Raw genomic sequence first — 26100 nt, 5'->3', positions numbered from 1 at the left:
GTCGGCTTTTCAAAATTTGCCATTACGACACGCTTGGCCCGCCGCGCTGGCGGCCGATGGTCCAGGAAATGTCGTCGCCGCGCAGGATGCCGGAGACCTGCTTGCCGATATGGTGGTCGAGCACCGGGCGCCACGGCACTAGGGTGAACTCGCGGCTGTTCTCAATCAGCGCCGCCTTGCCGCCAACGAGATCGACGGCGCGACGATAGACGCCCTCGACTGGCTGGCCGGGCTTGGTCTCGACGAAGGCGAGGCCGAGTTCGTCGGAAAGCTGGCCGGCGACGCGGAGCAATTCGCGCCGGCGCAGCACGTCGAGCAGGTCGGCGCGGAACAGGACACGGTTCGGCTCCTGGCGGGCCAGTCCCTGCTCGATCAACCATTGCCGCCGCTGGACCAGGGCGGCGCGAACGTCGCGGCCGAAGCCGGCATCGCGCAACGGCTCGGGAGTCGCGGCGACCAGTTCGCGGTCGAGCCAAGTTGCCCCATCGGCGGCAATCTGACGGTCCAACGGCAGCGCCGATAGGGTTCGCACCACCACCGGAGCATCCTGGGCTTGTCTTCGCTCGAATGCTGTTGCGCGCTCGAGATGATCGGGAGCGATGATCCAGGCGCCGTCGGCCTCGCGTTCGACAGCCCCGGTCAACCGCCGCATCGCCTCCAGCCGCCGGACATGGGTCTCGACAAACGCCTCGCTGGCGGTTGGGTCATGACGCAGATGGATATCGACGCCGTACCGCCCACCATGCGCCGCCGCGATCTCGGCGATGGTGTGATCGACGGCACGGGGCTCGACCGATCTGGGATCGAGCCGCAGGATTGCACCGTCGGGAATGGGAGCGATGGCATCGCCCTTGCCGATTTCGACGTAATGGGTGCGACCATCGACCGCATCGACGATCAGGTAATGGCGGTCCTTGATCTCGTCGGACAGACCGCGCGCGACGAGGCGGCCGACAATCGGTCGCGTCGGTGGTGCCGCCGGATCGTGCAGGACGAGATCGGCACCGGAGCGAACCAGCCCCTTGGCCGTCATCTCGCGGCTCATCGTCTTGAGAATATCGCCACGCTCGCCCATCCGGCGCAGGGTGTTCTCGATATCATCGGCCAGCCGCCATCGCCCCGGCGCGACCTCGTCGGCCAGACCGAGCCGCTTCAACTTTTGCAGACGACCGGCGCGCAGACTCTGCTGGAAGACATCCTTGTCTGTGGACCAGACCAGCCGGTCGGGATCGACATCGCGCAGCAGTCGGTGATCGATGGAGGTCAGGCGCTCCTGCTCGATGTCGTGCCGCAGCCGGTTCTCGATCTCCAGATCGGTACGGGGACCAAGGTCGAGGGTCACCAGGTCGGTGGCCCGCTCGCGCAGGCCGGTGGTGATATACTCCCGGGCGATCACCAGATCCTGGTCCCGGTCGTCGCGCCCCCGGACGATGATATGGCTGTGCGGATGGCCGGTGTTGTAATGGTCGACCGCGACCCAATCGAGCCGGGTACCGAGATCCTGCTCCATCTGCGCCATCAACCGACGGGTCAGCGGCTTCAGATCGTCGTACTGGTCGCCGTCCTCGGGAGCGACAATGAAACGGAACTGGTGGCGGTCGCCCTCGGCGCGGTCGAGGAAGGGCTTGCCGTCAACCCGGTCCTGCTCGGCGCTATAGAGCTGCCCCGGGGAGCCATCGCGGGTCACGCAGTCCCGCTGGATATAGCGCAGATGGGCCTTCGCCCCGGCGACGCCCTTCCCCGCCAGTTTGACGATGCGGGATTTGACGACGACGCGGCGGCTGCGAAAAGCGGCATGGCGATCGCGCGACGACAGCATCCGGCCGATGCCGGCACCGCGTCCAATCTGGCCGCCGTGGAATTTTGACGGCCGAGCGCCCGGACTCTGCCCACCGGCACGGTTGGCCGCCACCAGGACCTGATGCAGAAATTTGCGGCCGCGCGGTCCGCCCCCAGCCCGGATCTTGCCGAGCTTCGGCTTGAAGTCGTCATCCTGATTCATGGTCGGCTCTCCTGCGACTATATAAGAATCAAGGCGTTGGCGGGGTGCCGTCTCGTGACCGTCCGGATCTATCTCGCGAAATAACGATGTGCAGACAATGACTTGGCGTCTCGACGAGACAGCCCTTTAATCTTGCTTTCCATCAAACCCTGGTTCCCCCTGTCCCATCTGCGCTGTCCTACGCTGTCTTCTCCGGGCCGAGACTCGGACAAAGGGCCGAATACCGGCCCGGCGAGGGTCACCCCCCGCCGTCCAGGAACGCCTGTTCGGCATCCTCGAAGCTGTCGAAATGACGCTGAGTCAGCATCGCCCGGACGCGCCGGTTGGCATCGACGAGGCAGGTCGCGACGATGTAACGGCTGCGGAAATAGCCGATGATGCGGACGATATCTGCGTCGAAATCCTCGTCCTCGAAGCCGTCCCAGGCCCCGAGATTGCGTTCGGCGAAGCGACTGTCCCAGGCGAAATCGGCGACTTCCGCGGCGATGATGTCCGCGATGACATCGGCGCCGAATTCCTCGGCCAGCGCCGGAAAACGATCGAATTCGGCGTGCGGATGAACGAAGGTCTGCGACATGGCACCCTCCTGAAATGATGTCCTCCTGAGCGAGGACACCTCCCGGGAGCAGCCGGGGACGCGTCGGTCAGGGACGCCGCAGGCGCCGCGCAGCGGGGCGTGGGGGAGCCAAAATGCGCCCGCATTTTGGGGGGACCGCGCATCCTTGACCGGTGCGTCGCCCTGGCTGGTAGAATCAAAAGGCCGAGACGAGGCCCCGCCTCCGCAGGAGGCTCCGCTGGTCACTTCCCGCCCCCGGCCGCCTGACCGAGCGGCACGAACAGATCGCCCGGCGACGGCCACAGCGTCCCCGATGACCGCGTCAGCCGGATCGATGGCGCGGGCTGGGACGAGGCGGACACGGACATCCCGGTCAGGTAATGCCGGGTCTCGGCCGGCAAGGGTCGACCGCGCAGACTCTGCTCGTAGCGCCCCGGCCCGGCATTGTAGGCGGCGAACACCCCGGTTGGACCGAAGCGGTCGAGCATCGCCCGCAGATAGGCGGTCCCGGCCAGGATGTTGTCGCGCGGATCGGCCGGATCGGAGCCCAAACCGTGGGCCTCGCGCATCTCGCGATAGGTGTCGGGCATCAGTTGCATCAGCCCGATCGCCCCGGCCGGCGAGGTGATCGGACGTCCAGCGCGCTCGGCATGACCGCCGCTTTCTGCCCGGATCACCGAGCGAATCCACCCTTCCGGGATGGCGAAGCGGCGCGACGCCTCAGCGATGTCAGCGTTCCAGCGATCCAGATCGGACGCGGTCGAAACTGTCGGCACCAGCACCAGGGTGACGAGAAGAGCGAGGGTCATTCGGTCCATAGCGGCACCAGGAGTCCGAGAACGTTGGAACGCGGAATCGGCCCGAAATAGCGACCGTCGAAGGATGTGGCGACATCGCCGGTCAGCAGGAAAACCTTGTCCGCATCGAGACGACGGCACCCGGTCCAGGTGGGCATAGGACGATCCCAGCGATCCTGGCGCAGACGAAGGACGACCGGTTGGCCGTTGATGAGAATGGTGTCACCCTCGGCGCAGATCAGGTCGCCACTGACCCCGCCGACCGTCTTCACCAGCGGCACGGTTTCCGGCAGATAGCCTCGTTCCGCCGCCAGTCGGCGCATCGGATCGGGCAGGCGGGCCAGCACCCTGTCGCCACGATGAATCGGCGCGGACGGCATCAGCCGATACAAGCCGATCGGGGCACTGGCGGTATTGTTCCACACCAGCCCGGGCGCCGCTCGGCCGAGCTCGGCGAGGCCGAGGTAGACGAGCCCGGCCAGGGCCAGGGCGAGGATGCGTTGCGGGCGGGACCGCCCGCGCCGGCGCCCCCCGATCCGAAACAGCCGGGGGCCGATCATCGCCGTGTCCCCCGGATTCCGGCGTCGGAGGTCGAGGCCTTGCCATGGCCGCGCGACCAATCGTCAAGGTCGTCGATGTGGTAACGGACATAGCGACCATGCTTGCGAAAGCGCGGTCCGTCCCCGGTGGTGCGCATCTTTTCCAGCGTCCGCCGCGACAGGCCGATGTAATGGGCGGCTTGGTCGGTGTTGAGAAACGGGCTGCCTTTGCGGGCGTTGGCGGCTCGAAGAATCTCGTCATCCATCGCGTTTCCTCCTTGAATCTGGGTCCCGGCGGCGACGGCGCAGGTCGCCTGATCCGGGGCAAGGATGGACGTGATGGGACGGCGGGCGGGACGCTCGAAAACCGGCCCCCCTGGTTTTCGATCCCCCGCAGCACCACAGGAAAAGCCTCGCCACGGCGATCCGCAGCGGGGCTGTTTGGGGGGATTACCGGTCGCGCGGCTCCCACAGGGCAATGTGGGTGATGCCCTCGTCGGTGGGGCGTTCGAGCTTGACCAGCCGGGCCCGGACCCAGTTCGGACCGAATTCCGGCGCACCGATCTTGAGGTTCAGAGTGGTCTCGCCGCTGGACTTGGCGACCTGGCTCCAGGCGGCGCCGACCTCGGTGCGCTGGCCGGCATAGACCCGGTGGTCGGGGGCGTGCTCGGAGACTTTTTCGGTCGGAACGATGGTCAGCGCGGCGGTGATGTTGAGGGTCTTGAGGGTGCCGGTGAAGCTGCCGTCGTCGAGCTTGGTGAAGGTGCCCAGCGTGATCTCCATGATCGTTCTCCTTGCCGGTGTGTCGCAGGACCGTCCTTGCGATGGCTCGCGCCAGGAGCCCGCCAGCCGCCCCCGCCCACCGCGCCATGGCGCGGCCAGACCGCAGGGGAGGACCGGGGAGACGGGAGAATTTGCAGCGCAGCGGCCGCGAGGAGGCCGGCGTGCCGGCCGGGGAAATTCTTCCGGCGGACCGCTTGGACGGGGGCGGCGCGGGATCCAGCGCTGGGAGAGACATGCAAGGGACGGCCTCGCGCAGACCGGAGCCGAGGAGACAATGGCCCGTCACCACCGCCTTCATCCCAGGCTTGATGGAGGGAAACCGGCATCCGGGACCCGGGGCAACCGCCCGTCTCCCCTTTCCGGCCGAGGGTCACAGCGACCGCCCGAGCCCCCCTGTCGTCATGGGCAGTGCGGGGACAAAGACGCAGGGACAGGATGATCATGAACCTGGCGAGCCGTCTGATCCGTGCGGTTGGCGCGCCGAGAATCGAACCGTGGGGACGGTCTGGGCATCAGAAACAAACGCCAGATGAGGGAGGAAATCCTTGGCCGCTGGGAGCGAAACCCGCGCCGATAGGCCCCCCCATCATCCCCTGGAAATCGGCATGGCGGACCGGTCTGGACTCGATATGCGCGATCGAAATCACGGCCGGGTTCGGAGCCGGAAATACCGTCCAGCTTGGCCGCCAGCGGGCTGTTATTGCGTCAGGGATTGAAGCCCGAAGGGCCGAGACGCCGCAGGGCGGCTCGGTTTACGAAAGCCCGGCGCGGGGGTTTTTCCACGCGGACGCCATCATTAATATGGACGCATCTCCATGATTTTCCCCCATGGAGACCCTTCTTCTACAGCCGGATTGGGTCACGTCCCGTTGAGTGGTGTAGCAGCGTTTGCCTTGGGATGATGGTGCAGGGGGCGGAGCGCCCGGAGGCATCATTCCCAGGCGGCCCCGAAACCGGGGTGGTCATCGTCGATCTTCGGTAGGGTTTGCTTGCGACGTCAACCGAACCAAGGACCAGAACGATGATCAACGAGATGATGAGCCTTCGTGGCCTGCTGGAAAAGAGCGCCGATGCCGATCTTCTGCGCGAGATGATCGGCTTTGCCGCCGAGCGGCTGATGGAACTGGAGGTGGCCGCGCTGACCGGCGCCGGGCATGGCGAGCGCAATCCCGCCGACCGCCTAACCCACCGCAACGGCTACCGTGATCGCGACTGGGAGACCCGGGCGGGAACGGTGGAACTGCGCATCCCCAGGCTGCGCAAGGGCAGCTACCTGCCGTGCTTCCTGGAGCCGCGCCGCATGGCGGAAAAGGCGCTGACCGCCGTCATTCAGGAAGCCTATGTCCAGGGCATCTCGACGCGGGCGGTGGATGACCTAGTCAAGGCCATGGGCATAACCGGCATCTCCAAGAGCCAAGTCTCGCGCCTGTGCGCCGAGATCGACGGCAAGGTCGCCACCTTCCTGGAGCGGCCCATCGAGGGCGATTGGCCCTATGTCTGGCTCGACGCCACCTATGTGAAGGTGCGCCAGGATGGCCGCATCGTCAGCGTGGCGGTGACCATCGCGGTGGGTGCCAACACCGCCGGACGGCGCGAAGTGCTGGGCATGGCCGTCGGCCCGTCGGAAGCCGAAACTTTCTGGATCGACTTCCTGCGCAAGCTGGCCCGCCGTGGCCTGCGCGGCGTCAAGCTGGTGGTGTCCGATGCCCACGAGGGCCTGAAGGCGGCCATCGCCAAAGTGCTGAACGCCACCTGGCAGCGCTGCCGCGTCCACTTCATGCGCAACGTGCTGGCCCATGCCGGAAAGCAGGGGCGCCGCGTCGTCTCCGCCTTCATCGGCACCGCCTTCGCCCAGTAAACCGCCACGGCAGCTCACGCCCAATGGCGCCAGGTTGCCGATCAGTTGCGCCCCAGGGCGCACAAACTGGCTGATCTGATGGACCGGGCCGAGATGGACGTCCTGGCATACATGGACTTCCCGCAGGCTCATCGCGCCAAGCTGCACTCGACCAATCCCATCGAGCGCCTTAACGGCGAGATCAAACGCCGCACCGAGGTGGTCGGCATCTTCCCCAACGAAGCCGCCATAACCCGCCTGATCGGCGCCATCCTGCTGGAGCAGAACGACGAATGGGCGAGAGCCCGATACATGACCCTGGAAACCATCGCAACCATGGGTGATGATCCTCTCACCAGCCTGCCGCCCGTCGCGGCAGCCTGATCAATCCGGCCAACCCTGCCGGAGATCAAACGGCGACACCGCTGTTACACCAATCCCAGGGACGCGATCCCGGATTGCGCCTCATGGTGGTCGTTCCGCCACCCGAACACGGCGCTCGAAAGCGGCCATTTGGAGCGAAAAGCGAATTAAGTGGACTGACACAGCCCCCCATAGCAGCCCCTCAATTTTCGCTTAAAACGAAGCCTAGACTGGCCTTGCCCCAAAGTCTGAGTTATCACGTTAGGCGTTCTTCAAGGCTGATTCACGGTGATAGGCATGGGGCGATTGATCGTTCTTGGAAGCGGAGACACCTCTTCAGCGAGAGCAAATCAGCGTGGCCATTTGTTCGAGCGCCTTGTGGATGCGATCATCGAGCAACAAGGCTACCGAGTGCTCCAGCGGAATGCCAATCACGGCGGCATGGAGATCGATATCGAAGGCGAGCACAAGCTCACCAAACGAGCGCTTTACGCTGAGTGCAAGTTCTGTAGCACCCCACTTGATTCACCAAAAATTCAGTCGTTTACTGGGAAGTACTTCGCTTTTTCAAGGAAAAATAGTGATTGCAATGGCCTGTTTGTGGCTGTTCCGGAGCTAAATGGATCCGCTTATACCTTCTACAAAGATAATTTTGGAGATGGCAACGAGATAGGATATATGAATGAGGGCGATGTCATTAATATGCTCTCAGAGAGCAAATTGATGATCGACCCGCAGCAGCTGTCTACGTCTGTGCGCATTGATAATTTCTCTTGTGGCGAGTACAGGGTGATTTACTCGAATGAGGGCGCATTTACTGTATTCTTTCTTATACAGCATGGTAGCACCACCCCAAGCCATTACATACTGTATGATAACAGGGGCAACGTCGTTACGGATCAGGCGTTTCACGCAAAAATCCGTGAGTTGAGCGACGAACTTGCCAGCTTTTCCGCTCACATCCCGCAGGGCCAGATTGCCCCAGCACTTCATGGTGTGTCCGAAGAAATCGTGGAGGTAAGGGGGAGTTCGTCATATTTTGAGTACCAGTTTCCCGCCTCCCCACAGTTTTTTGTTGGCAGAGAAGAGGAGCTTGGCCGAGTTGTCGATTTCGTTAAAAGCGTCGCGGAAAACAAGGCCTCTTCCAGGGGTATTCTTTTCGAGGCCGACTCCGGTTGGGGAAAAAGTTCGTTGGTGCTTCGGTGCGTAGACGCATTAAAGAAAGAAGGGCATCTCTGCTTTGCAATCGACACCCGAACAGCTTCAAGTTCTCAGTTCGTCCTGAAGGCCGCTGATCACGTCCTCCACTCTCTCGTGGCAGAAGGTGCTATCTCCGGCACCCATACAATCAGCGGGTTCGAGACCGTCAAGTCCTGCCTCGCAGCAGCTGGAGAACAACTGAAGGCCCGCGAAAAATCCCTGATAATATTCTTCGATCAGTTTGAAAACCTATTTTATGCTCCGCCAGCACTGAAGCCCATCCATGATTTGTTGCTTGGCCTCTCTGACGCAGGAGCTAACGTCATCCTCGGCTTTTCGTGGAAGACGGATATGTATGGGGCGCATTCCACGTTCCCCTACCATCTCCGCGACACGATTGCAAACCTCTCGCAGCGTTTGCAGCTGAAAAAGTTTGGCGAGCGAGAAATACAGCTCACGTTAGATGAACTCAGTCGAGAGATTAAAGCGCCTCTGCGGAAAGACCTTGCCTTCCTTCTGACAGAGTTTTCTCAGGGATATCCTTGGCTTCTGAAGAAACTTTGCGCCCATGTGAAGATGCAGCGAGATGCTGGCGTTACTCAGGTGCGCATTGCGTCAAGCCTCCTGAACATCGAGGAGTTGTTTCGAACGGATCTCCAGTCGCTTGCCCCTGAGCAGGAAGCGGCTCTCCGGCGCATCGCTCGAGTGGCCCCCGTGGACAGTGAGGACCTCCAAGATTCTTTCTCTCGCGAACTAATCCAGAGCCTGATCCACAAGCGCCTGATTGTGCGCGTAGGCCACAAATACGACATATACTGGGACATATTCAGAGATTACCTAAATACAGGCTTGCTGCCAGCTCAGGAGAACTATGTTCTCAGGATGCAGGTCGGATCGGTTAGCAATGCACTCAATGTCATAGCGGCGAAGCAGGGGCCTATTTCTGCCTCTGAGTTCATTGCCGATAGCGACATTACAGGAAAAACATTTTACAATGTATTGCGAGACATGCGCCTTCTTGGCCTTGTTGACTTCACTAACGAAGTGATCACCCCGCGCATCGCCCTCCCGGTCGATGCCGTTAGACGCGATATAGCGGTGGCTGCGCACGTCAAGCAGAAACTTAGTCAAAACCGCGTGACCAACCTTATCAAAGAGATCGTTGACGCCGAGGGCGAGGTTGGCACTGTGCGTCTGATTGAGGTCATGAGGGAAGCGTGCCCATATATTCAAGCGAACGACAAGACGTGGAACACATATGTCGTCTGCTTTCTCGGATGGATGGATTTCGCTGACTTGGTCAGCTTTGACGCCAGACGCAATGTTGCAAAGCTCGCTAAGGACGACGGGACAGCGCCCGAAAGGCCTCGTCGTTCGGCAGGACGTCGCCTTTCTGGCACACTTCCCACCGTCCAAGTGGCACCAATCGAGGAGGTGCTGTCGCGCTTCATCGTTGCGGCCAAGAGCAGACAAAAGCCGAGTTTCGAGGGCATGGCATCTTCAACTACAGCCAAAGCAATAAACATGGCATTCGCCTTGTCGTTCCTCTCCGGCCCAACAAAGGATGCAAAGCTCACAGCGGCTGGCGAGGAGTTCATGAGGGAGGAGACGCGGCGGCCTGAGCTGTTCCGAGCAGCTGCATCAAAACTGTCCAGCTTCTCCGAGTTCGTGGCGATGCTCTCAGAGTTGCCTAAGGACCAACGCTATTCACACAACGACCTCGGGGCTGCGTTGAACGAGAGGCTCGCGGCTAATTGGACTGAAGGAACGGCAAAGCTTGTAGCCAAAATCCTTGTTGACTGGGCGAAGAAGGCTGGAGTTGAGATGGCTCACGTCCGCAGCCGCACGCTGAAGGCGGCCTAGGTTCCTGGTTCCGGCGGGTTCCCGTGCCACTGCACTTAATTCGAAGGTTGCGTTATCGCTCCCCACCTCCAAACCCGACCGGACACCTCGAAGAACCGAGTTTTTGGACGGTTTGGATAGGAAAACGGGGCGCCCGAGCTGAGACTGGGGGCTATTTCGGTCTGAATTCCGTGGTATTTGGGCCGTTACGGCCCCCTCTTCGGCCTTTCGGCCGTCATGCGGGCGCAGTTCTCCCGTCCCACCAGACTAGGCGGCGCATGTTGTAGACGAGATTGGCCATGCCGATCTTGGTTTTGGCCCTGGCGATGCCGATGGTGCGGACGAAGAGGGCCATCGGCCCTTTCTGGCACGCGAAGACATGCTCGACGGCCGAGCGCACCTTGGAGCGGGCGGCGTTGGCCTTAGCTTGGGCCTGTGACAGTGGCTTGCCCGGTGCCCGGCGGAAATGGACCTTCGAGCGCAGGCCCCGTTTCGCCATGAACTCCTCGTTCTTGCGCGAGCGATAGGCGGTATCTGCCCAGACGTCGGCACCAGTGTTGCCGCTGTCGAGCACCTCGCGGAAGCGGCGGCTGTCGTGCTCGGCGGCCGAGGACACCGCCCAGCGCCGGATGAAGCCGTGGCGCCGGTCGGTCGAGATGTGGTTCTTGTAACCGAATATCGGGATGGCGATCTCGACGCCCTTGGCGCCTTCCGCCTTCTTGGAAGAAAGAGAGAAGGCGGGGAGGCTCGCCTCCCCAGGCCCCTCCCTTCCCTTACCTCAAGGCAAACCACAGCCACGCCAACACCAAGGAGCCCAAGGTCATGGGAATGCCGCAACGCGCATGCTCCCAAAACCCCAGCCGCACCCCGACCCGAGCCGCCTGATCAGCCACAATCAAATTGGCAAGGCTGCCGATCAACAGAAGGTTTCCGGCCAACGTCGCATAAACTGAAAGCTGGTGCAAAACCTCGGGCGTCCGCTCGGGCACCACGGCCAGCCACAACGTGATAAGCGGCACGTTGCCAATGGTGTTGGACCCCAGCACGGTCAGGCCCAGCACGGCAGCCGGCGCTTGAGGATCAAGGCCGTGCGCCACGCCCCAGGCCAGGGCCTGAGCCGGCAAGCCGGTCGCGGCCAGGGCATCGACCACAACGAACAAGCCGGTGAACAGCACCAGCAAGGGCCAGTCCACGTGCCCCAGGACCTCGCGGGTATGCAAAGAGCGGCTGGTCAGCACCAAGCCGGCCGCCACCAAGGCCGCCGTGGCGCGGTCCAGCGGGGTCAGGAACAGGGCCAGCATCACCGCGATGGCCAACAGTCCCTTGGTCAGGCCCCAGGGGTGCACCAAGGGCGCGGCCACGGCCGGCGGCGGGGTGTCGCTGGGGCGCAGCGACCGGCGCCAGACCACGGCCACCACGGCCCACACGACGACCAGGGCCATCAGGGCCGGAGGGGCGCAGGCTGCCAGGAAAGGGCCGAGGGCCAGGGCGCCTTTTTGGGCGATGAGAATGTTCTGCGGGTTGCCGATCACCGTGGCGGCCGAGCCGGCATTGGCGGCCCCGGCCAGGGCCAGGAGATAGGGGCGAGGATCCAAGCCGCGTTCGCGCAGGCCCTGGGCCAGAATGGGGGTCAGGGCGAGCACGATCACGTCGTTGGTCAACAGGGCCGACAGCCCGCCGGTCACGCCAACGATGAGGGCCAGCAAGGCGAGCGGCCGCAGGCGGGCATGGGCCAAGCGGTAAGCGCACCAGTCATGAAACCCCGAGCCGGAGAACTGGAGCGACACCACCATGAGGCCGAACAGGATGCCCAGGGTCTCGAAGTCGATGGCGGCGACCAGGGCCGAGGCCGGCCGGGGCGCCACGACCTCAAGGGCGATGGCGGCGAGAAGGGCGATGCCGACCCGGTCCACGCCCAAGCCCGGGATCCGGCCCAGAGCCATGCCGAGATAGGTGACGATGAAGACCCCGACGACGAAGACGCTCATGCCTTGCTCCCCCTTCCCCCCAAAACAAAACCGCCGCTTCCCCCCGGAAGACCCGGAGCGAAGCGGCGGTGAAGGCGGCGGCGCGCTCGATTAACGCGAGTAGAATTCGACCACCAGGTTCGGTTCCATCTGGACCGGGTAGGGCACGTCTTCCAGCTTGGGCAGACGCAAGAAGGTGCCCTTCATGCCCGAGTGATCGACCTCGAAGTAGCTGGCCACGTCACGCTCGGGCGACTGGATGGCTTCGATGATCAGGGGCATCTGGCGGGACTTTTCCTTGACCTCGATCACGTCCCCTTCGCGCACGCGGAAGGACGGAATGGTCACGCGCCGGCCGTTGACCAGAACGTGGCCATGGTTCACCACCTGACGGGCGGCGAACACGGTGGGCACGAACTTCAAGCGGTAGACCACGGCGTCCAGGCGGGTTTCCAGGATCGCAATGAGGTTTTCCGAGGTGTCGCCACGACGACGCACGGCTTCCTCGTAGTACTTGCGGAAGGCCTTCTCGCTGATGTTGCCGTAGTAGCCCTTGAGCTTCTGCTTGGCCATCAGCTGGGTGCCGAAATCGGAGGGCTTGCGGCGGCGCTGGCCATGCTGCCCCGGGCCGTACTCGCGGCGGTTCAGCGGGCTCTTGGGGCGGCCCCACAGGTTAACGCCAAGACGGCGGTCAATCTTATGCTTCGAGTTAAGGCGCTTGCCCATGGCTGGGTCATCCTCGTTGGGATTGTTGTTTTTTGGCCCGGTAGTCCCTGTCGGCGTTCAGCCACAGGGCGGGGTCCCGTGGACCCGCGTTCCCGGAAGTCAAGGGGCGGGAGTATGGCCCGTTCTTTCCGGCTGTCAACAAGGATCTCTCGGCCCCAGGACCCGAGGGGTCTGGGGAGGCCGCGCCTCCCCCAGCCTTGCTCTTGCTGCCAAGCCCCTGTTTAGCCGTGGAAGGGCACCGCCTGAAAGATCGGCAACGCCTCGGCGCGCTCGGCCAGGGTCGGGAAGCTAACGGCAACGCGCCGGACAAACGGCGCGTCGAACAGTCCGATGAGTTTCATGCGTCCTCGCCTCAAACAGTCAGGATCAGTTTCCCCGTGTGGGTCCGGGCCTTGAGAGCCGCGAGCGCCTCCATGGCGTCGCCCAGCGGAAAGGTCGCGCCGACATGAACCTCAAGGCGCCCCCCGGCCCACGCGTCCAGCGCCTGGGTCAAGGAGGCCATGACGCGATCGGGAAAACGCCGACGGTACCCGCCCCAGTCATAGCCGATGACCGATAAATTTTTGACCAGCAGCAAATTGGCCGGCGGGGCCGGCACCGTGCCGCTGGCAAAGCCCACCACCAGGAGGCGGCCATCGGGGGCGGTGCAGCGCAGCGAGGTTTCGAACAAGGCGCCGCCCACCGGGTCATAGACCACATCGACCCCTTCGCCGCCGGTCAGGGCCTTAACCTGCTCGCGCAGATCCGAGGCCCCGGCGTCGATCAGGGCATCGGCCCCGGCGGCGGCGGCAATGGCCAAGCGGTCGGGACCGTTGGCGGTGGCGATGACCCGGGCGCCCAGGGCCTTGGCGCAGGCCACGGCGGCCAGCCCGGCCCCGCCCGCCGCGCCATGGACCAGCACGACCTCCCCTGGGGCCAAACGGGCGCGATCCACCAGCCCGAAATGGGCGGTGCCAAAGGTGACGGGGAAGCCGGCCGCGGCGACGGGGTCGAGCGTTGGGGGGAGGGGGACGACATAGCGGGCGGGCAGGACCAGGTCCTCGGCCCAGGCGCCGCGATCGGGCACGGCCAGGACTCGGGTACCAAGGGCCAGGGGAACGTCGGTTCCGGCCTCGACCACCTCGCCCACGCCTTCGAGGCCCGGGGTGAACGGGGGCGCGGCCTTGAATTGGTAGCGCCCTTCCAGCATCAGGCCGTCGGCGAAGTTGACGCCAGCGGCGATCAGGCGCAGGCGGACGTCGTTCGGGCCGAGGGGGGGGCTTTCGACCTCCCGAAGGCGCAGGTCTTCCCCCAGGGCTTCGCAGACCATTGCACGCATCTGATGCCTCCTCGCTGGATCGGGGGGGGCAAGGGTAAAAAGGAAGGTTGGGGCCTCCCCAGCCTTCCCTTTTTGTCTTTCCTCGCCAGAACCTCAGCCCCAGGGTCTCCCCCCGTCAGACCTTGACCCCCCGGATCACCTGGATGTCCAGATCCCGAATCTTTTTACGCAAGGTATTGCGATTCAAACCCAACAAGTGAGCAGCGCGGATCTGGTTGCCGCGCGTCGCCTCCAAGCACAAGGTAATCATAGGGCGCTCCACCTCGCGGCTGATGCGCTCATGCAAGCCAGGGGGCGGCAAGGCATCGCCGTGGGCCGCGAAGTAGTGGCGCAAATGGCGATCGACCATGGCCGAGAGGCTCTCGGTCCCCCCCTCCCCTTCGGGCGTGGGCAGCGGCGCCGCTTGCGACAACTCGGCCTCGATCACATCGACGCCAATCACTTCCTGGGAGTACAAGGCGGCCAAGCGCCGGGCCAGATTCTCCAACTCGCGGACGTTGCCCGGCCAGCGATGACGCTTCAAACGCTCCAGGGCGGCCGGCTCCAAGGACTTGAGCGGCAGGCCATCGGTCTCGGCTGCCTGGGTAAAGAAATGGCGGATCAGCTCCGGGATATCCTCGCTCCGCTCGCGCAAGGGCGGCAACCGCAAGGGCACCACGTTCAGCCGATAATACAGGTCCTCGCGGAACAGGCCCTGGTGCACCAACTGACGCAGATCCCGATGGGTGGCCGCCACGATACGCAGATTGACCCGGATCGCCCGTTGGCCGCCCACCGCCGTGTATTCGCTTTCCTGGAGCACCCGCAACAGCCGGGTCTGGGCTTCCAGGGGCATGTCGCCGATTTCGTCGAGGAACAAGGTGCCGCCGTTGGCCTGCTCGAACCGCCCGGCCACCCGGGTGTGGGCTCCGGTAAAGGCGCCGCGTTCGTGCCCGAACAGCTCGCTTTCAATCAGGTCGCGGGGGATGGCCGCCATGTTGACCGCCACAAACGGCCCGTTGCGGCGCTTGCCGTAGTCGTGCAGGGCCCGGGCCACCAGTTCCTTGCCCGTGCCCGACTCGCCGTTGATCATCACCGTCAAGTCGGTGTTCATCAGGCGGGCCAAGGTCCGGTAGGTGTCTTGCATGGCCGGCGAGCGGCCAATCAGGGGCAGGCGCTCGCCCTCCTCGGGATCGGGCGCCTCCGGCAGCGGGCCGCGCGGCAAGGATAGGGCCCGGCGCACCACGTTGACCACTTCGTTGAGGTCAAAGGGCTTGGGCAAATACTCAAACGCCCCGCGCTCGGTCGCCTTGACCGCCGTCAGCAAGGTATTTTGGGCGCTCATGACCACGATGCGCAGGTCGGGGCGAATTTTCTTGATGCGGGGAATCAGGTCGAGCCCGTTTTCGTCGGGCATGATCACATCGGTAATCACCAGATCGCCCTGGCCGTCCGCGACCCACGTCCACAGCGTCGAGGCCGTCCCCGTGCTGCGTACTTCGTGGCCCGCGCGGGTTAGGGCCTGACTTAAAACCGTGCGGATCCCGCGATCATCATCGGCAACGAGGATAACAGACATGCTACTGTTCATCCCAACAGCAGGGGGGGGAAATAAAAGGATGGAGATAAGAAGGAGCGAGGGGGCTGACCAGCCTTCCCTCTTTGCCTTCTAGCGGGCCATGGGCAAGATCACGGTAAACACCGTGCGCCCGGGCAGGCTGTCAAACTCGATGATCCCGCCGTGATCGTTGACGATCTTCGCGACCAAGGGCAGGCCAAGCCCGCTTCCTTTGGGCTTGGTGGTCACAAAAGGATCGAACAGATTGTTGCGCAAGTCATCGGGAATGCCTTCAGTCCCGTTATCGCGCACACTGATCACCAGGGGCAAATCGGTGACTTCGCCCCCCGGCACCCTCAGGCGCAAACCGTGCTGATAGGCGGTGGAAAGCACGATCTCGCCGCCCACCGCCGGCACCGCCTCGGCCGCGTTCTTCACCAAATTCAAAAACACCTGAATCAACTGATCGCGGTTGCCAAGGACCGCCGGCAAAGAGGGGTCATAGGCCTCGACAAAGCGCACATGCCGGGCGAAGCCGTTCTCCGCCACCATGCGGACATGTTCCAACACCCGGTGGATGTTGACAGCCTCGCGGTCCAGGGGGTGGCCCTCGGAGAACACCTCCATGCGGTCCACCAGGGCGACGATGCGGTCGGTCTCATCCAAGATCAGGCGCAGCAAGGGACCGTCTTCGGGCGGCAGGCTGCTTTCCAGCAACTGGGCCGCGCCCCGGATGCCCGAGAGCGGGTTTTTGACCTCATGGGCCAGCAAGGCGGCCATGGCCGTGACCGAGCGCGCCGCGTTGCGGTGGCTCATCTGCTGGCCAATCTTGAGGGCCATGGACAGTTCGTTAAGCGAGATCGTCACCCAGTTTTCATGCTCGACCAGGGGGGACACCTGGACCGTCAGGGTCCGGGGGCCGGTGCGCGGGGTGTCCAGGGGGACCCCGTACTCGGAAAAGGTCGAGTGATTGCGCCGCACCTTATCGATGAGGCCAAACAAGGGGTTGTCGCCGGGAATGAGATCAACGAGCGCACTGCCCAGCAAATGGGGAGCGGTCGCCTCGAACATCTGCTCGCCGGCGGCGTTGATGTGAACCACCGTGTCCGTCTCATCAATGACGATGATGACGGCGGCAACGGCGTTCAGGACCAAGGCCGGATCCAAGGGAGCCGGCCGGGAGGCAAGGCGGCGGCGCAACAGGGTGGTCTTCACGGCAAGCACCTTCCGGGACCCGAAGAAACGAAGGAGGCCAGGGTGCGGATCAGCCGCCTGGCCTCGTCGGGGGTGTCGGCGGCCATGTACCGCCGGCTCCAGGCCGCCCCCTCGGGCAGACCGGCGCCATACCAGACCATGTGCTTGCGCGAAACCCGCAGCCCTCGATGGGGGCCATGGGCATCAAGCAAGCCCTCCAGATGCTCCTCCATGATCATGCACCGCTCATCCAGGGTCGGTTCGGCCGGGGAAGCGTCAGGCTGGGCGAGAGCGCGGGCGATGTTCCCCGCCACCCAGGGCGCGCCCAAGCTGGCCCGACCGATCATCACGCCATCGGCGCCCGAGCGGGCCAAGGCTTCCTGGGCATCCGCCGTCGTTTTGATATCGCCGTTGGCGATGACAGGCACACGCACCGCCGCCTTGACCGCCTCAATTGCCGCCCAATCGGCCCGCCCCTCGTACTGCTGCGCCCGGGTGCGGCCATGCACGGTGATCAGACGCACCCCGGCCGCCTCGGCCAAACGGGCCAGGGCGGGCGCATTGCGGGTGGTGTCATCCCAGCCCAGGCGCATTTTGACCGAGACCGGCACCGAGACCGCGCTCACCACCCGCTCCATGAGGCGCTGGGCCAGGGATTCGTCACGCATCAAGGCGGCGCCGCCCAAGCCGCCCACCACCTTGCGCACGGGGCAGCCCATGTTGAGATCAATCAAAGCCGCCCCCCGGTCCTGGGCCAGACGGGCCGCGTCGGCCAGCACCTCGGGATCGCGCCCCGCGAGTTGCACCGCGAGGATACCGTCTTCCTCTGGGGCATCGAACACGCCCCGGCCCCGACCGCGCAGCAGCTCGGCGCTGGCCACCATTTCGGTCCAGGTCACGGGACAGCCAAACCGTCGGGCCAAGCGCCGGAAGGGGCGATCGGTCACACCGGCCATGGGAGCCAGCATCACCGGAAAACACGAAGAGAGGACGTCGAGCTGGGGGAGCATGCGCACGCGAATCCTCGAATCACACCTGATCATTCGTTAGGCAATTGCACAAAAGAAGGCGCGCGTCCAGGCCCGCCGATGGCGAAGGCGTCTTCCCCCGCCTCGCCGGCGCCACGACGCCCTTTTACAGTAGGAAATCGGTGATGAATTTGATGCCGGGAAAGGCCAGGGTCAAAAGCAGATAGGCCAGCATCAACAGCCGAGCCGCCAGCCGCCCGCGCACCCCCCAGCGATAGCGGGCATACAACAGACCACCAATCACCAAAAAGGCGAGAAGAGACAGGGTTGTCTTGTGATCCAGAACCAGAAAGGTCCCGGATTCCACATACTGCAAGCCCATGCCCGAAATCAGGCCTAACGCCAGAACCCCTTCGCTACCAAACAGCAACAAGGTGGTCAGGTCATCGGCCTCGGCGGCAGCGGGCAACCGGCGGGTGAGATCGGTGGGCCGCTTGGCCTTGAGGGCCCGCTCCTGGATCAGCCCGGCGACGGCGGCCATGGCCGCATTGGTCAGCAAGCCATAGGTCAGAAGGGCGATGGCGATGTGCAGCATAGTCCAAAACGGGGGGGTTCCCGAAGCCACCAGAACCCGCGTGGTCTCGAACCCGGCCCAGACATTGGCCATGAGCCCCAGGCCCATGAGGTAAGGCAGCAAGATGGGCACCAAGCGCCACGCCGCCGGCTTGACCACACACATCACGCCATAAAGGCACAGCGCCGTGGCAATACTCGCCCACAACGCATTGGAAAAACTTGTGTTCCACCCGCCTTCCAGGGTGGCTGGCACCAAGGCCACGGCCATGGCCCCCATCGCCGCCAACATCAGGGAAAGCCAAAAAACCCCATCGCGCCGAGGCGGGTGGCGCAGGGGCATCAAGGCGGCGGGCAACAGGCTGGCGAGACCAACCACGTGCAAGGCGAGAAATCCGATCATGGCTCCAGTATATAGATGGGCCTAAGGCAGGGCAATCGGGTGAAGCATGCCCCAGGAAGGGAGGGGGCTGCCTTCCCAGCCTGTCTTTTTTTTGCCTTCGCCGACCGGAAGGCTGCTAGGCTCCCGTCCCCCAAGGACGCTTTGAGAAGGAAAGGGATCCCATGGTCAAGGTTGCGGCGCTGATCGTGGCCGCCGGGCGTGGCAAGCGCTTTGGCGGTGAACTGCCCAAACAGTATCTGCCCCTTGGCGGGCGGCCGGTTTTGCGCCATTCCCTCGCCCGCTTTGCTGCCCATCCCGACGTGGCCCTGGTGCGCGCGGTCATTCATCCCGACGATCGGGATCTGTATGACGCGGCCGCCCATGGCCTGACCACCTTGCTGGAGCCGGTCCCGGGCGGTGCCGAACGGCAAGATTCCGTGCGCCTGGGCCTGGAAAGCCTGGTTGAGGCCGCCCCGGACGTGGTTCTGATCCACGACGGCGCCCGCCCGCTGATTGACGGCGCCCTGATCGATCGGGTGATCGCTGCCCTGGGTGAGCAGCCCGGCGCCATTCCCGCCCTCCCCGTCGCCGACACCCTCAAGCGCGGCAACGGCCGCCTGATCGGCGAGACCGTGGAGCGGGCCAACCTCTGGCGCGCCCAGACCCCCCAGGGTTTCCGCTTCCCCGACCTGCTGGCCGCCCACCGCGCCGCCGCCGGCCGTACCCTGACCGACGACGCCGCCGTTTTGGAAGCCGCCGGCGCCAGCGTGGCTTTGGTCGAAGGGGCGGAGGACAACGTCAAGATCACCACGCCCATCGACCTTGCCCGCGCCGAGTCCTTGTTCCGGGGGCCGGGGGAGCCGCGCATTGGGTCGGGCTTCGATGTGCATCGCCTGGGCCCGGGGTCCTCGGTGACGCTGTGCGGGATCGAGCTGCCCCACGACCAGGGCCTGATCGGTCACTCGGACGCCGACGTGCCCATGCACGCCCTCACCGACGCACTCCTCGGCACCATCAATGCCGGCGACATCGGCCGCCATTTCCCGCCCTCGGACATGCGCTGGAAGGGGGCGCCCTCGTCGATCTTCCTGGCCCACGCCGGGGCTCTGATCGATGCCCTCGGCGGACGCATCCTCAATGTGGATATCACCATGATGTGCGAGCGCCCCAAGATTGGCCCGCACCGCGCCCGCATGGCCAACAAGCTCGCGGAGATCCTGCGCATCCCCGCCAGCCGGATTTCCATCAAGGCGACCACCACGGAGACCTTGGGGTTCACCGGGCGGGAAGAAGGGATTGCGGCTCAGGCCACGGCGCTGGTTGCGCTGCCCTTCTAAAAGGCAAGGCTGGGGAGGCGGGCCTCCCCAGACCCCTCGCTTTTTTAAACGCTGGCCGCGACCCAATCGAGGAAGGCGGGCGCGCCATCCACAATCGGCAGCACCACGACACACGGGCAGTCATACGAATGCAGCTCAAGGATCCGGGCCTGCAAGGCCGGGACCTTCGCCTCGGTCGTTTTGGCGAGAAAGGCCACCTCGGGCTCGTCACGCACCACACCGTCCCAGGTATAAATGGAGCGCATGGGGCCCAGCACGTTGACGCAGGCGGCCAGCCGTTCGCCGACCAGCACGGCCCCCAGCCGCCGGGCTTCTTCCTCGCTGGCGGCGGTCATGTACACAAGCCGGCATTGGGTCATGGACACATCTCCCTGTGCTTCGTACCATCGGCGTCCAGTGTCGGCGAACCCGGGGCAAAGGAGCAACCATGGGCGAGGCAAGGGAACCGGCGGCGTCGGAGGCGACGTGCTCCGTCCGCCCAACACCATCCCAACGGCGCTGGTTGCGGCGGGGGCTCGATCAACCGGGCGGCAAGCTCCCCCTCTTCGATGAAAACGGCCGCAAGGTCGATGGCCGGGTTGTGCGCGCCTGCCTCGACCGGGGCTGGGCCGAGCCCTGGTTTACCAATAGCCTGAAGCCGGACTGGCTGGTGTGCAAGCTGACCGCCGCCGGTCGCTCCGTGGCCCAGGATCCTCAAGACGTCTGATCGTTGACCACCGCGTCCAGATACGCGTCTACGTCGGCGGCATGCAGCGGCGCTTGAAACGCTCCTGCGCGCACCCGCACCACCGGTCCCGTCATGCACCGGCCAAAGCACGTCACCGTGCCTACCCGAACCTGCCCCGCCAGCACACGGGGGTGACGGGTTAAGGCGTCCAGGGTCTGCCGGGCCCCGCGCCCCACACAAGACGATCCTCCCTCGCCGCGATCGCGCACACACACGAGAATTTCGGGAAGCGTCCTGTCGTCGGTCATGGGGGGTCAAACCCGGGGCAGGAACACGCCGTCGTGATCGCCGCGTAACAGCGCCTCCGCCTGACGCCGACTCAGATCGGGGCGCAGGGCGCGCATCACGCTCACCTCCCGTTCGTGCCGGGCGGTGGTCCCTTCAGGGGCCCGCTCGGCACCATGCCCCAACAGGGCCAAAGCACGTCGAATCACGGCGGCGGAGTCGACTCTGTCAAAGACCATGGGTCGGTTCCTCCTGACCAGTCGATGGTGGAGACCCATCCTGGGGGAAGAAGGGTGAACAAACCCTGAAGCACCTCCAAATTCCTTAGTTTTCACAGCGGGAGCAACGATGACGTCAAGAAGAGAGGCCCTGCCCGCGCTCCATCGCAATTCGGCGCGATACATCCCGCCAGAGACGGGCCGCCCCTTGGTCTCCTTGGCGATCCATACTGTCGGCAACCTGCGATGCTTGGTCGGGCGCTTCTTCCCCGTACAGATCAACAAAAAGGGCCGCCAACCGGCCCATCGTTCCTTCGGTGGGCTCTGCCATGGCCTGATCTCCCCGCCAGTGAGTCTCCCCGCTTTTTTTCGGTCCACGGTCACGTGTCCATTTTGGAGGGAGTCTTGCCTAAAAACTTAGAACGCACCCTAGAATTAATCAATATCAAGAGCAGCTAAGTTACAATGCCCGAGGTTCCCTCAAGAATCCTTAAAAAAATTGGAAGATTCCATGAAAAAAGGCAGGCCCCCAGAGGGATCTGCCTTTTCATAAAAATGGTCGGAGCGACTGGATTCGAACCAGCGACCCCTTGACCCCCAGTCAAGTGCGCTACCAGGCTGCGCCACGCTCCGATCAAAACTCTCTCGGACAAACCGAAAGAGGGGGATGCCTTCCGAGACATCGGCTTATACAAAAAAAGCCACAGGTGATCGAGACTCGGCCTTTGCGAATTCTGCTGGCCGAAGACAACGTGACAAACCAACAAGTTGCCGCCGGACGCCTGCGCAAAATGGGCCACCGCGTGGATATTGTCGCCAACGGCGCCGAAGCCGTGGCGGCGGTCCAAGCTTTCCCGTACGATCTGGTGTTCATGGATATCCAGATGCCGGAGATGGACGGCTACGAGGCCACCGCCTTGATCCGTGCCTTGCCGGGACCACAAGGGCGCCTGCCGATCGTTGCCATGACTGCAAACGCCCAAGCCTCGGATCGAGAACGCTGCTTGGCGACAGGGATGAACGACTACATCGCCAAGCCCTTCCAGCAACATACCTTGCAGACCATGCTGGATCTGTGGGGCCTCCCCCCGGAGGCCGCCGAACCAGCCCTTCCCGCGCCCCCTCCCGATCCCTCTCCCCCGGAGACTGGCTTGATTGACCCCGACATCGTAGCCGACTTGCTTGATGTGCTGGGCGACGAAGAAATCCAGCGCTTGGCCGCCTTGTTCTTCGAGCGGGAGATGCCCATCTCGGCGAGCTTGCAGCCCCCGACCACAGAGGAAGAGGCGGCCGTGACCAGCCGCGTGGCCCATCGCTTGAAGGGGGCGTCGGGCAACCTCGGCTTTTGCGCCATCGCCGCCGCCGCCACCCAGATTGAACTCGCCTGCCGCGAGGGACGCTTGGGCGATTGCCCCCCCTTGATCGCCGACTTGCGCCGGGTGTTCGAGGCGAGCCGCGTCGCCTGGACTGAAAACGCGTGGCGTCGTTGACCGAGCCACGGCAGGCAGCGGCCGGCCATATCCCCGAAGAGGCGAGGGACTTGGGACCATTGCACGCGCCCGCCGAAACCCCGTATGGTGCGGCCCCAGATCATGCCCCGGCCCCGCGCCGCGCGGGCATCCCCACGCCCCCCGACAAGGAACGTCCCGCCGTGAGCGATGAAAGGACTCTTCGCGTCATCCTGGCCAACCCACGCGGCTTTTGCGCCGGTGTCACCCGGGCCATCGAGATTGTGGAAAAGTGCCTCGACCTTTACGAGCACCCCGTCTATGTCCGCCATGAAATCGTGCACAACAAGCACGTCGTGGAGAGCTTGCGCAGCAAGGGCGCCCTGTTTGTCGATGAACTCGACGAAATCCCCGATGGCGCCTTGACCGTGTTTAGCGCCCACGGTGTGCCCAAGGCCGTGGTGGACGAAGCCGCCCGGCGCACCCTCCCCGTGGTGGATGCCACCTGCCCCCTGGTCTCGCGCGTCCACAAGGAAGGCCAAAACCATGTGGCCAAGGGCCGCGAGGTCGTCCTCATCGGCCACGAAGGCCACCCCGAGGTCGAGGGCACCCAGGGCCAGATCCCGGGCGGCGTCCATCTGGTCAGCCGCCCCGAGGACGTGGAACGGCTGTCCATCAGCGATCCCAATGAGATCGCCTACGTGACCCAGACCACCCTCTCGGTAGATGACACCCGCGAGGTCATTGAGGCGCTCAAGCGTCGCTTCCCCAACATCCAGGGGCCCGACGTCAAGGACATCTGCTACGCGACCCAAAACCGGCAATCGGCGGTGCGCGAGATCGCCCGCGAGGCCGACTTGCTGCTGGTGGTGGGGGCGCGCAACTCGTCGAACTCCAACCGCCTGCGGGAAATCGGCACCCAGATGGGTAAGCCGTCCTACCTGATCGATGACGCCTCGGGCCTTGACCCGGCGTGGCTCGACGGCGTGGCCACCGTCGCCGTCACCGCCGGCGCCTCCGCTCCCGAAGGCTTGGTGCGCGACCTTGTCAATCGCCTGCGCGACTTTGGCCGCGTCGAGGTGGTCGAGCAAAAGGGAGTGGACGAGCACATGCAGTTCAAGCTGCCCCGCCTGCCCCAGATTGGCGATCGCCAGCGCCCCGCCGATCCGGCACACCGCGAAGAAACCCTGAAGGATTAAGTGCCGTGGGAGTTCCCCTGATTCAGCAGGTCCGCCTTGGGGCCTATCTCGTCAAGCAACGCCTGCTCGGCCGGACCCGCTACCCCTTGGTTCTCATGCTGGAACCCTTGTTCCGCTGCAATCTCGCCTGCGCCGGCTGCGGCAAGATCGCCTACCCCGCCGAGATCCTCAACCGCCGTCTCTCGGTCGAGGAGTGCCTGAACGCCGCGCGCGAGTGCGATGCCCCCATCGTCTCGATCGCCGGCGGCGAACCGCTGATCCATCACGACATCGTGCCCATCGTCGAGGGCCTGATGGCGCAAAAGCGCTTTGTCTACCTGTGCACCAACGCCTTGTTGCTGGAAAAGCGCCTCAACGACTTCACGCCCTCGCCCTACCTAACCTTCTCCATCCACCTCGATGGCGATCGCGAGCACCACGACGCCGCCGTGTGCCAAGAAGGCGTGTTTGATAAGGCGGTGGCGGCCATTCGCGCCGCCCGGGCCCGGGGCTTTCGTGTCACCTGCAACACCACCTTGTTCGACGGCGCGCCGCCCGAGCGCGTGGCCCAGTTCATTGCCTTTGCCTGCGACGACCTGGGCGTCGAGGGCGTGACCGTGGCCCCGGGCTTTGCCTACGAGCATGCTCCGCTGCAAGATGTCTTCTTGGGGCGCGAGCGCACCAAGGAGCTGTTCCGGTCGTTGTTCCGGTTGCGTCAGCCCTCGTGGCGGTTCAACCAGTCGAGTTTGTATCTCGATTTCCTGGCCGGTAATCAGACCTACGCCTGTACGCCCTGGGGCAACCCAACACGCAACGTCTTTGGCTGGCAGCGGCCTTGCTACCTGCTCAACGAAGGCACGGTCGGCTCGTTCAAGGAATTGATGGAGACCACGGACTGGGACGCCTACGGCACCGGCCGCTACGAAAAGTGCGCCAACTGCATGATGCACTGCGGCTATGAAGCCACCGCCGTTGCCGACACCATCGCCCATCCGCTGAAGGCCTGGAAGGTGACCCGCGAGGGCATTCGCACCGAGGGGCCGTTGGCGCCCGAAGTGTCTTTCGATAACCAGCGACCGGCTTGATTTTTAAGGCTGGGGAGGCGCGGCCTCCCCAGACCCCTCGGCTTTTTTAAAGAAAGCGGGCCAGGAGGGGGAGGACGAGTGCGGTCAGGAGGCCATTGAGGCCGATGCCCAGCGCGCCAAAGGCGGCGGCCAGTTCGTGGCGCGAAGCGACCTGGGCGGCGCCGAGGCCACTGCCCGCCACTCCGGCCGCCAAGCCCTGGGCCCGCCAGTCGCGGATCTTGAGGCGGTGCAGCATCTGCGGCCCGGTGATCGCCGCGACCACGCCCCCCAAAATGGCCAAGGACGCGCTGAGGGCGGGGACGCCGCCAATCTCCTGGGCCACCGCCATGGCGATCGGCGTTGTCGCCGCCTTGGGCGCCATCGACAAGGCCACGTCACGCGAGCCGCCCAGCAGGATCACGATGGCCACCCCACTGGCAATCGACGCCAGGGACCCCGCCAGCAGCGCCAGAAAAATCCCGCGAAAGTTCTTTCGGATCGCCTCGACATGCCGCGCCAGAGGGATGGCCAGGGCAATGGTGGTCGGACCCAACAAGAACGTGATGAACTGCGCCCCAGAGGCGTAGGTATCATAAGAGGTCCCGGTCAGGACCAACACCAAGGCCACCGCCGCCATGGCCAGCGGGGCCGGTGTGGCCAGCGGATGGTTGCCGGCCCAGGTTTGAACCCGGCGCCCCAAAACAAAGGCCGCCAGCGTCACCACCAGCCAGACCAGGGGAGTCGCCGCCAAGGGCGCCCACAGGCTCTCAAGAACGGCTTGCATCGGCGTCCTCCTCGACAGCCGGCAAGGTCCAGTGCATGACCGCCCCGGTCACCACCACCCCAATCACCGTCGATCCCACCACCCCGGCCACCAGCGGCAACCACTCCCGCGCCAGCAACGGTCCTTGAGCCACCAAGCCCACGCCGGCCGGCACGAACATTAAGCCCATCTGCCCAATCAAGGTTTCCGAGGTGTGGGACAGGGAGGCCGACACGGTCTTGCTCGTGAGGGTTTGCCGGGCAATCAAGAACAATGCGAGCCCGAACATCCCCAGCACCGGCCCCGGAATCGGCACCCCCAATACTTCGCGGGCCACCTCCCCCACCAGTTGAACCGCCAACAACAAGAAAAAGGAAGACACCATCGCCTTAACCCGTCCCTAAAACGTCTTAGATCCCTCAAGGGTAAGAAGCCCCGCCCAGATCGGGAAGAGCGAAGCCGGGAAAGGTCTGTTGCCAAAAAGGGACGGGCAGATTTTTTGGGGCTTTGAGGATAAGGCCGGGGAGGCACGGCCTCCCCAGACCCCTCGGTCTCT

26 protein-coding genes, 1 tRNA gene and 1 pseudogene are annotated in these 26100 nt (G+C 64.3%); 7 read left to right on the top strand and 21 right to left on the bottom strand.

What is annotated here, in order from left to right:
- Positions 1 to 22: 22 nt before the first annotated feature.
- The 6 genes from rlxS to RSPPHO_RS10530 all read right to left on the bottom strand — a co-directional run bounded on the left by rlxS (position 23) and on the right by RSPPHO_RS10530 (position 4677).
- Complete coding sequence (rlxS, locus tag RSPPHO_RS10555) at positions 23 to 2002, bottom strand: relaxase/mobilization nuclease RlxS (RefSeq protein ID WP_014415233.1); 1980 nt, start codon at positions 2000 to 2002, stop codon at positions 23 to 25.
- A gap of 238 nt (positions 2003 to 2240) precedes the next feature.
- Positions 2241 to 2579 carry a hypothetical protein gene (locus tag RSPPHO_RS10550; RefSeq protein WP_041795081.1) on the bottom strand — a complete coding sequence of 113 codons (339 nt, stop codon included), beginning with the start codon at positions 2577 to 2579 and terminating at the stop codon, positions 2241 to 2243.
- Between the two features lie 221 nt (positions 2580 to 2800).
- A complete protein-coding gene (locus RSPPHO_RS10545) occupies positions 2801 to 3367 on the bottom strand; it encodes a lytic transglycosylase domain-containing protein (RefSeq protein ID WP_157879188.1) in 567 nt (188 codons plus the stop codon).
- Complete coding sequence (traF, locus tag RSPPHO_RS10540; RefSeq protein WP_041795079.1) at positions 3364 to 3915, bottom strand: conjugative transfer signal peptidase TraF; 552 nt, start codon at positions 3913 to 3915, stop codon at positions 3364 to 3366. The genes RSPPHO_RS10545 and traF overlap by 4 nt, the downstream gene beginning before the upstream one ends.
- The gene (locus RSPPHO_RS10535) at positions 3912 to 4160 is read right to left on the bottom strand and encodes a helix-turn-helix transcriptional regulator (protein WP_002729964.1); all 249 of its coding nucleotides are present in this window, start codon (positions 4158 to 4160) and stop codon (positions 3912 to 3914) included. Before RSPPHO_RS10535 ends, traF begins: the two co-directional genes overlap by 4 nt.
- A gap of 184 nt (positions 4161 to 4344) precedes the next feature.
- The gene (locus RSPPHO_RS10530; RefSeq protein ID WP_014415229.1) at positions 4345 to 4677 is read right to left on the bottom strand and encodes a DUF736 domain-containing protein; all 333 of its coding nucleotides are present in this window, start codon (positions 4675 to 4677) and stop codon (positions 4345 to 4347) included.
- 1021 nt (positions 4678 to 5698) lie between these two features.
- Between RSPPHO_RS10530 and RSPPHO_RS10525 the strand changes: the two are divergent.
- Positions 5699 to 6898 (top strand): annotated as a pseudogene (locus tag RSPPHO_RS10525) (IS256 family transposase).
- Between the two features lie 276 nt (positions 6899 to 7174).
- On the top strand, positions 7175 to 9940 hold the full coding sequence (locus tag RSPPHO_RS10520) for an nSTAND1 domain-containing NTPase (protein WP_157879187.1): 2766 nt from the start codon (positions 7175 to 7177) through the stop codon (positions 9938 to 9940).
- A 214-nt stretch (positions 9941 to 10154) separates the two neighbouring features.
- Here RSPPHO_RS10520 and RSPPHO_RS10515 read toward each other — a convergent pair whose 3' ends face one another.
- From RSPPHO_RS10515 to RSPPHO_RS10480, 8 genes are all read right to left on the bottom strand, one after another.
- The gene (locus RSPPHO_RS10515) at positions 10155 to 10598 is read right to left on the bottom strand and encodes a transposase (protein WP_041795069.1); all 444 of its coding nucleotides are present in this window, start codon (positions 10596 to 10598) and stop codon (positions 10155 to 10157) included.
- Positions 10599 to 10692: 94 nt separating this feature from the next.
- Positions 10693 to 11907, bottom strand: coding sequence for an ArsB/NhaD family transporter (locus tag RSPPHO_RS10510; protein ID WP_014415224.1), 1215 nt, complete (start codon positions 11905 to 11907; stop codon positions 10693 to 10695).
- A 90-nt stretch (positions 11908 to 11997) separates the two neighbouring features.
- Positions 11998 to 12612, bottom strand: coding sequence for a 30S ribosomal protein S4 (gene rpsD, locus RSPPHO_RS10505; protein ID WP_014415223.1), 615 nt, complete (start codon positions 12610 to 12612; stop codon positions 11998 to 12000).
- A gap of 352 nt (positions 12613 to 12964) precedes the next feature.
- On the bottom strand, positions 12965 to 13930 hold the full coding sequence (locus tag RSPPHO_RS10500; protein WP_014415221.1) for an NADPH:quinone oxidoreductase family protein: 966 nt from the start codon (positions 13928 to 13930) through the stop codon (positions 12965 to 12967).
- Positions 13931 to 14045: 115 nt separating this feature from the next.
- Complete coding sequence (gene ntrC, locus RSPPHO_RS10495; RefSeq protein WP_041795067.1) at positions 14046 to 15488, bottom strand: nitrogen regulation protein NR(I); 1443 nt, start codon at positions 15486 to 15488, stop codon at positions 14046 to 14048.
- 90 nt (positions 15489 to 15578) lie between these two features.
- Positions 15579 to 16691, bottom strand: a complete 1113-nt coding sequence (locus tag RSPPHO_RS10490; protein WP_014415219.1) for a two-component system sensor histidine kinase NtrB — start codon at positions 16689 to 16691, stop codon at positions 15579 to 15581.
- Positions 16679 to 17671: a tRNA dihydrouridine synthase DusB gene (dusB, locus tag RSPPHO_RS10485; RefSeq protein ID WP_081581725.1), complete on the bottom strand. Its 993-nt coding sequence runs from the start codon at positions 17669 to 17671 to the stop codon at positions 16679 to 16681. The genes RSPPHO_RS10490 and dusB overlap by 13 nt, the downstream gene beginning before the upstream one ends.
- 124 nt (positions 17672 to 17795) lie before the next feature.
- A complete protein-coding gene (locus RSPPHO_RS10480; protein ID WP_014415217.1) occupies positions 17796 to 18605 on the bottom strand; it encodes a cytochrome C assembly family protein in 810 nt (269 codons plus the stop codon).
- Positions 18606 to 18766: 161 nt separating this feature from the next.
- On the opposite strand from RSPPHO_RS10480, the gene RSPPHO_RS10475 reads away from it, so the two are divergent.
- Entirely contained in the window at positions 18767 to 19921 is a 1155-nt protein-coding gene (locus tag RSPPHO_RS10475; RefSeq protein ID WP_014415216.1) for a bifunctional 2-C-methyl-D-erythritol 4-phosphate cytidylyltransferase/2-C-methyl-D-erythritol 2,4-cyclodiphosphate synthase, read from the top strand.
- Between the two features lie 44 nt (positions 19922 to 19965).
- Here RSPPHO_RS10475 and cutA read toward each other — a convergent pair whose 3' ends face one another.
- Positions 19966 to 20280 carry a divalent-cation tolerance protein CutA gene (gene cutA / locus RSPPHO_RS10470; RefSeq protein WP_041795064.1) on the bottom strand — a complete coding sequence of 105 codons (315 nt, stop codon included), beginning with the start codon at positions 20278 to 20280 and terminating at the stop codon, positions 19966 to 19968.
- 68 nt (positions 20281 to 20348) lie between these two features.
- Between cutA and RSPPHO_RS10465 the strand changes: the two genes are divergently transcribed.
- Complete coding sequence (locus RSPPHO_RS10465; protein ID WP_014415214.1) at positions 20349 to 20627, top strand: hypothetical protein; 279 nt, start codon at positions 20349 to 20351, stop codon at positions 20625 to 20627.
- Here the strand turns inward: RSPPHO_RS10465 and RSPPHO_RS10460 are convergent.
- The 4 genes from RSPPHO_RS10460 to RSPPHO_RS10445 form a co-directional block, all read right to left on the bottom strand.
- The gene (locus RSPPHO_RS10460; protein ID WP_157879186.1) at positions 20615 to 20896 is read right to left on the bottom strand and encodes a (2Fe-2S) ferredoxin domain-containing protein; all 282 of its coding nucleotides are present in this window, start codon (positions 20894 to 20896) and stop codon (positions 20615 to 20617) included. The two genes, RSPPHO_RS10465 and RSPPHO_RS10460, sit on opposite strands and share 13 nt — an antisense overlap.
- 6 nt (positions 20897 to 20902) lie before the next feature.
- Positions 20903 to 21112, bottom strand: coding sequence for an SH2 domain-containing protein (locus RSPPHO_RS10455; protein ID WP_014415213.1), 210 nt, complete (start codon positions 21110 to 21112; stop codon positions 20903 to 20905).
- 115 nt (positions 21113 to 21227) lie between these two features.
- Positions 21228 to 21422, bottom strand: coding sequence for a hypothetical protein (locus RSPPHO_RS10450; protein WP_041795061.1), 195 nt, complete (start codon positions 21420 to 21422; stop codon positions 21228 to 21230).
- Positions 21423 to 21647: 225 nt separating this feature from the next.
- Positions 21648 to 21724, bottom strand: a tRNA-Pro gene (locus RSPPHO_RS10445).
- A gap of 74 nt (positions 21725 to 21798) precedes the next feature.
- On the opposite strand from RSPPHO_RS10445, the gene RSPPHO_RS19940 reads away from it, so the two are divergent.
- From RSPPHO_RS19940 to hpnH, 3 genes are all read left to right on the top strand, one after another.
- The gene (locus RSPPHO_RS19940) at positions 21799 to 22581 is read left to right on the top strand and encodes a response regulator (RefSeq protein WP_014415212.1); all 783 of its coding nucleotides are present in this window, start codon (positions 21799 to 21801) and stop codon (positions 22579 to 22581) included.
- Positions 22582 to 22742: 161 nt separating this feature from the next.
- The gene (gene ispH / locus RSPPHO_RS10435; RefSeq protein ID WP_157879185.1) at positions 22743 to 23738 is read left to right on the top strand and encodes a 4-hydroxy-3-methylbut-2-enyl diphosphate reductase; all 996 of its coding nucleotides are present in this window, start codon (positions 22743 to 22745) and stop codon (positions 23736 to 23738) included.
- A gap of 5 nt (positions 23739 to 23743) precedes the next feature.
- Positions 23744 to 24802 (top strand): adenosyl-hopene transferase HpnH, encoded by a 1059-nt coding sequence (gene hpnH, locus RSPPHO_RS10430; RefSeq protein ID WP_041797168.1) that lies wholly within the window; start codon positions 23744 to 23746, stop codon positions 24800 to 24802.
- Between the two features lie 46 nt (positions 24803 to 24848).
- Here hpnH and RSPPHO_RS10425 read toward each other — a convergent pair whose 3' ends face one another.
- Positions 24849 to 25565, bottom strand: coding sequence for an LrgB family protein (locus tag RSPPHO_RS10425; RefSeq protein WP_014415209.1), 717 nt, complete (start codon positions 25563 to 25565; stop codon positions 24849 to 24851).
- Positions 25549 to 25929, bottom strand: coding sequence for a CidA/LrgA family protein (locus RSPPHO_RS10420; protein ID WP_014415208.1), 381 nt, complete (start codon positions 25927 to 25929; stop codon positions 25549 to 25551). The genes RSPPHO_RS10425 and RSPPHO_RS10420 overlap by 17 nt, the downstream gene beginning before the upstream one ends.
- Positions 25930 to 26100: the final 171 nt, after the last annotated feature.

Origin of the sequence: Pararhodospirillum photometricum DSM 122 (assembly GCF_000284415.1) — a bacterium.
Classification (GTDB): Bacteria; Pseudomonadota; Alphaproteobacteria; order Rhodospirillales; family Rhodospirillaceae; genus Pararhodospirillum; species Pararhodospirillum photometricum.
This window is presented reverse-complemented; position numbering and strand designations above follow the sequence as displayed.